Genomic DNA, 5841 nt, shown 5'->3' on the forward strand with positions numbered 1-5841 from the left:
GTGTATACGCCTCAAGCCAGTCGAGCCCCGACTGCAACAGGCTGATATCGCCGCGAAAACGATTGATCACAAAGCCCTTTACCCGCGCCTGCTCAGACTCGGATAACAGCGCCAAGGTCCCCACTAAATGGGCAAACACGCCGCCTTTGTCGATATCAGCAACAATAATCACCGGGCAATCCACCGCTTCGGCAAAGCCCATATTGGCAATATCCCCTGCGCGTAGGTTGATTTCTGCCGGACTCCCCGCCCCTTCAACCACTATGGTGTGATATTGCTGACGTAAACGCCCAAAGGACTCCAGCACGGCATTAAGGGCCATGGCTTTATAATCTTTGGATTTTTCGCCAAAAAAAGCCGAGGCTTCGAGTGTCGTTAACGCTTTACCCTGCACAATAATTTGTGCGCCCGTATCGGAACTGGGTTTGAGTAGAATCGGGTTAAAATCCGTGTGGGGCGCTAAATAACAGGCCGCGGCTTGCAGCGCCTGCGCGCGGCCAATCTCGCCACCATCAACCGTCACGGCACTATTGAGCGCCATATTCTGCGGTTTAAAAGGCGCAACGTTAACGCCCTGACGGGCCAGTAATCGGCAAATTCCCGCCACCAGCGTGCTTTTACCCGCATCAGAGGTGGTGCCCTGCACCATTAATACCTGTGCGCCTTGGGGCGGGGTTTGCGACAAACTAGAGGTTGACGCTGTATCGGTTACCGTGGGCGTGGGCGCTTTATTTACATGCATGGGCTGGGAGATGACTCAATTGAGGAAATAAGATAACTGGATAATGGTTAACACCAACGACACACTAAAGCGGCAAGGGATAAGCCCCTCACTTAATTTAAGCGCTGGCTTGATTTAAACGCTGGCTCGATTTAAGCGCTAGCTCGATTTAAGCATTAGCTTGATTTCAGTACCAGCGGTAAACCCGCCACCACTAAGGTCACATTGTCCGCAGCCGCCGCCACAGCTTGATTTAACCAGCCCGCCTCATCGACAAATTGGCGACTGAGTTCACCCATGGGCACAATGCCAGAGCCCACTTCATTACTGATTAAAATCACCGCCCCTTCAAGCGCGTTTAACGCTCCCACCAATTCCGCTTTTGCTTGGTGCCAGTGGGCGAGTGCATCGTCTTTTGATGATGTCGCAATATTGCTGGCAAAATCGGATTCGGTCGCGGCGGGCTCATCCGCGGAGCTCCCTGCCAGCAATTGATTGGTTAACCAAAGCGTTAAACAATCCACGAGGATCACCCGCCCCGGTTTGGCCAAACGCTTAAGCTGAGCGGTTAATGCTAAAGGTTCTTCAACTAACTGCCAGTCGATATCATCCTTGGCACGACCGTCCTGATGCAAACGGATCCGGCAGGCCATTTCAGCATCGAGTGCCTGCGCCGTTGCCACATAGCAGGCATCAAATCCAAGCGCGGTATATTGGCGTGCGAGGGCTTCACCGTAACGACTTTTGCCACTGCGAGCACCGCCAATAACCAAGTGGATCACAATATGCTACCAACAATGAGCAGTACAAAATAACACACGATTTCAGCGATCTGCTGCGCTGCGCCTAAGGTATCGCCGGTGTAACCACCAATCTGGCGTCTAAAGCCCACCACCAATAAGCGGCGCAGGCCAATCATCACCAATAACACCGACAGTGCCGCTAAGCCCTTGAGGAATAACAGCACCAACACGCCGCTGGCGATCAAGATAAACAGCTCATTAATCCCCTGCTGCTGAGCTAAGGGCTTGGACTTGCTGCTGTCATCGTCGCGCACATAGGTTTCGGTAAAGATAAGGCTAGCGGCCACCACGCGGCTCACGGTGTGGGCCACTATCAGAGCTGAGCCCGCCACCACAGGATCGTACAGCGCCAACTCAACCAACAGTTGCCACTTGAGCATCAGCACTAAAATTAAGGCCAACGCCCCGTAGCTGCCAAGGCGCGAGTCCTTCATGATGCTCAGCTTATCCTCAGCCGTCCAGCCACCACCAAAACCATCAAAGGTATCAGCGAGGCCATCTTCATGAAAACCGCCCGTTAGCAACACACCAGTCACCATGGCCAGCAACACCGACACCCCCGCTGGCAGCCAGTTTTGGGTGAGCCAAAACACGATAGCGCTTAACAGGCCCACCAAGAGCCCGACTAAGCCAAAGTAACGGCTGGATTTATTTAACTTATCGCTATCAACCTCAACCCACTTAGGCATAGGCAGGCGGGTAAAATAGCCCATGGCGACAAAAAACAGATCAATCTCTTTGTGCCAGCTTTCGCGTTCTGACATAAAGCATCCTTAGTGAATTCACATTTGCAATAACGTTAAGATTAACACGATGAACTTAAAAGCTATTTTTAAATAACTTATGCTACATCATACAACAGCCTCAATGCCGGCATCACTAAAACTCGCCATTTGATTGTAAAAATTTACTGCAGCGTAAACGAGCGGCAGCGCAAGGGCGGCGCCTGTGCCTTCACCTAATCTTAAACCAAGTGATAACAATGGCTTGGCTTGTAGGTGCGCCAACATCCGCTGGTGCCCTTGTTCTTCAGACTGATGGGCGAAAATCAAGTAATCGCGGACATTTGGCGCTAGGCTCACGGCCACCAGCGCCGCAGCGGTAGCAATAAAACCGTCCACCAGCACGAGCATCTTACGCTCTGCCGCCGCGAGCATTGCCCCGGTCATCTGCACGATTTCAAAGCCCCCTAAACACGCCAATATCGCCTTAGGGTTAACCAATGCCGCGCGATGTAACTCTAGCGCTTGCTCAATTAACATTAACTTGCGCGCATAGGCCTCATGGCTAATGCCGGTTCCTCGGCCAACACACTCTGCAGCGCCAAGGCCCATGCTTGCCGCCATCACCGCAGCGGCGGCCGAGGTATTACCAATACCCATTTCACCAAAGGCGACGAGATTACAGCCCGCTTGATGGTGGCGCTCAATTAATGCGCGCGCCATGGCAAAGCCCTTATCGACGCTAGCCAGAGGCATCGCAGCGGCTAAATGAATGGCCCCCGTACCCGCGCCAAGTCGTTGATCGATAATGCCTGTAACCGCTTCGACTGGGGTTAAGATCCCGCAATCAATCACCTCAAGCTTAAAGCCCACCTGCCGGCAAAACACATTAATCGCCGCGCCGCCGCGGGCAAAATTTGCCACCATTTGGCCCGTGACCTCACTGGGCGCAATCGACACGCCTTCGGCGGCAATGCCATGATCGCCAGCAAACACTAACAACGTGGGATGACAGATTTGTGGCGACGCCGCGCCTTGTACTCTGGCGATTTGTAATGCGAGCGCTTCCAGCTGACCAAGGGCTCCCAGTGGCTTGGTTTTAAGATCGATATGGCGCTGAATAAGCTCATCTTGCCCATGCCCCACCGGGCTAATTTGAAACGATACCGCTGACTGACACATAGCCACTCCTGAAATGAACAGTAACACGACAGTGACTCACTGCCCCACAAGGGATATAAAAACGCCTCCGCTTAAGCCAGCACGCGCCGCCTTCGCAGAATAAGTAAAAAGAAAAAACTGCCAATTGCGGCGGTAATAATGCCGACCGGCAACTCCTGCGTCGCCAATAAACAGCGAGCCAACACATCAATCCACACCATAAATAGCCCACCGACGATGACCGTCAGCAGCAGCGGTCGACGTCCGGGGAGCAACAAGCGCACCGTATGGGGGATCATTAACCCAACAAAACCTATCCCACCACAGGTCGCCACTAACACGGCGGTGATAAGCGAGCACAGCAGCAACATATTGAGGCGAATTTTGGCCACATTCACCCCAAGGGTGTGGGCGGTTTCATCCCCCGCCTGCAGGGCATTGACCTGCCGACGCATCGCTAAAATAATCCCAAAACTCCCCCCAACCACCAGGCTTGGCAGCAGCAGTACCGACCAACTGGCCTTGGCAAAACTGCCTAAACTCCAAAAAACCACCGAGGCCGTCGCCTGCGGGCTGGCAAAATACAGCAATAAACTGGTGAGCGCGCCAAATAAAAATGAACTCGCCACCCCAGAGAGCAACATCCGCTCTATCTGACCATGCTGACCACCGCCGGCCAATGCCAACACAATCAATACCGAGATTAAGGCGCCCACAAAGGCGCCGATTGGCAAGCTAATCCATTGCAGCCAAACCCAAATTCCCGGCGCGTTCAGGCTCTCGGGCGGCATTAATGTGCCGCTGCCGCTCAGCAGCGTAAGCACCACCACGGCGCCAAAGGAGGCGCCCGAACTGATGCCAAATAAATAGGGATCCGCCAAGGGGTTACGGGTCACGGTCTGCAGCACGCTGCCCGCAAGGGATAATCCCGCCCCGGCTACAAACGCGAGCAAAATGCGCGGCAATCTTAACTCCAGCACAATGCGCTGCGTGATAGCGCTGCCCCCCGTTACGTCTTGACTGTTATTCGCCTGCGTGAGCCCATGGCTAAACACCTGCAGAACATCGGCGAAGCTTATCGGCACGGCCCCAAAACTTGCCGCGGCAATCGGGGTGATTAGCGCGAGCAAGACTAAGCCTAAGACAATGATATTTTGCCCTTTTAGTGCTCTCATGCCTCCCCCTTCATCGGTTTACCGGCGGGCGCAGCCCCCTCCGCCAGCGGCCCATTTATCGGGTGATAACCATAAAAATAGCTAATGAGCGGATTGTGATGCTGTGGATGGCGCGATACCTGTGCACACACCCCAAAAACCTGCGCGATACGCGCCTCGGTTAATACCTCACTTGGCGTGCCGATGGCGCTCACCCGGCCTTGATCAAGCAATAACAGGCTATCACATAGGGCGCTGGCTAAATTAAGATCGTGAATAGAGGCGATGACACTAATGCCAAGGCTTTTCACTAATTCAAGAATTTGAATTTGATAGCGCACATCCAGATGGTTAGTCGGTTCATCCAAAATCAGCAATTGTGGCTGCTGCACTATGGCGCGGGCAATCAGGGCGCGTTGTTTTTCGCCGCCGGATAAGCACTCATACTGTTGGTGCACTTTTGCGGTTAATCCCACCTTTTCAAGGGCGTTAGCGATCCTTTGACTGTCACTGCGGGTGTGACCGTCGAACATCCCTTTATGGGGGGTTAATCCCATGGCCACGATTTGCTCGGTGGTCATATCAAAATAATGGGGGGTATCTTGCTGCACCACGGCCACTTTGCAGGCAAACGCCTTAGGCGACAATGGCGCAATATCCTCACCAAACAGTAAAATTTGCCCTTGAGTTAGGCGCACAAAGCGATAAATACAGCGCAGCAGGCTTGATTTACCCGCGCCATTAGGCCCAATCAGGCCCAACATTTGCCCGGTTGGTAACGCAAAATCAATATCGGCAAGAATGGATTTGCCCTCAATCTCCCAGCTTAACTGCGTGACATTAAGCGCCGCCGTTGGCATCGCGGCATCGCCTGCCGATAACGGGGGCTGTGACCGAGGCTGTAGGATTAAAGGTTTCACTGACACCCAGCCCCTCGGTCAATCGTTGCCTTGGTTAACAAGGCCAATAAATGTATCGTCATATTTTGCTCCCTCGAGTCACCCGCTCGAGAACTAAGGCTGCACGCAGCGTTAACAGGCATAGGCAGGTCTCCTGACTGGTAGAAAAAAGGCGAGAGCCGAAGATCTGAGCGTTCGGCGCTGCTTTTGACCACTCACAGTTGCGGGTACAGTTCGGGCTGACTGATAAGCAGTGCCCCGATTCCCTATTATGTTTGAGTTATTGCGCCTGTCATCGACTTGCCAGTCGTACCACGCCAAGCCGCCGAGGGGCGTCAATTCCCAACACCTATGTCTGCGATGTTCGCCAAGCCCACAGGC

At 53.5% G+C, this 5841-nt stretch carries 6 protein-coding genes and 1 riboswitch; all 6 genes read right to left on the reverse strand.

Features of this window, described 5'->3' with window-relative positions; genetic code table 11:
- Positions 1–649 (reverse strand): cobyric acid synthase (locus ACRCZA_RS11980; protein ID WP_438674665.1); only part of this gene is annotated, 649 nt, incomplete at its 3' end.
- A gap of 248 nt (positions 650–897) precedes the next feature.
- Positions 898–1503, reverse strand: coding sequence for a bifunctional adenosylcobinamide kinase/adenosylcobinamide-phosphate guanylyltransferase (gene cobU / locus ACRCZA_RS11985; protein ID WP_438674661.1), 606 nt, complete (start codon positions 1501–1503; stop codon positions 898–900).
- Positions 1500–2288, reverse strand: coding sequence for an adenosylcobinamide-GDP ribazoletransferase (locus tag ACRCZA_RS11990; RefSeq protein ID WP_438674662.1), 789 nt, complete (start codon positions 2286–2288; stop codon positions 1500–1502). The genes cobU and ACRCZA_RS11990 overlap by 4 nt, the downstream gene beginning before the upstream one ends.
- Positions 2289–2375: 87 nt before the next feature.
- A complete protein-coding gene (gene cobT / locus ACRCZA_RS11995) occupies positions 2376–3428 on the reverse strand; it encodes a nicotinate-nucleotide--dimethylbenzimidazole phosphoribosyltransferase (RefSeq protein WP_438674663.1) in 1053 nt (350 codons plus the stop codon).
- Positions 3429–3499: 71 nt separating this feature from the next.
- A complete protein-coding gene (locus tag ACRCZA_RS12000; RefSeq protein ID WP_438674664.1) occupies positions 3500–4582 on the reverse strand; it encodes a FecCD family ABC transporter permease in 1083 nt (360 codons plus the stop codon).
- Complete coding sequence (locus ACRCZA_RS12005; RefSeq protein WP_438674666.1) at positions 4579–5421, reverse strand: ABC transporter ATP-binding protein; 843 nt, start codon at positions 5419–5421, stop codon at positions 4579–4581. The genes ACRCZA_RS12000 and ACRCZA_RS12005 overlap by 4 nt, the downstream gene beginning before the upstream one ends.
- A 166-nt stretch (positions 5422–5587) precedes the next feature.
- Positions 5588–5828, reverse strand: a riboswitch (cobalamin riboswitch).
- Between the last annotated feature and the right edge of the window lie 13 nt (positions 5829–5841).

Origin of the sequence: Shewanella sp. (assembly GCF_051658185.1) — a bacterium.
GTDB lineage: Bacteria > Pseudomonadota > Gammaproteobacteria > Enterobacterales > Shewanellaceae > Shewanella.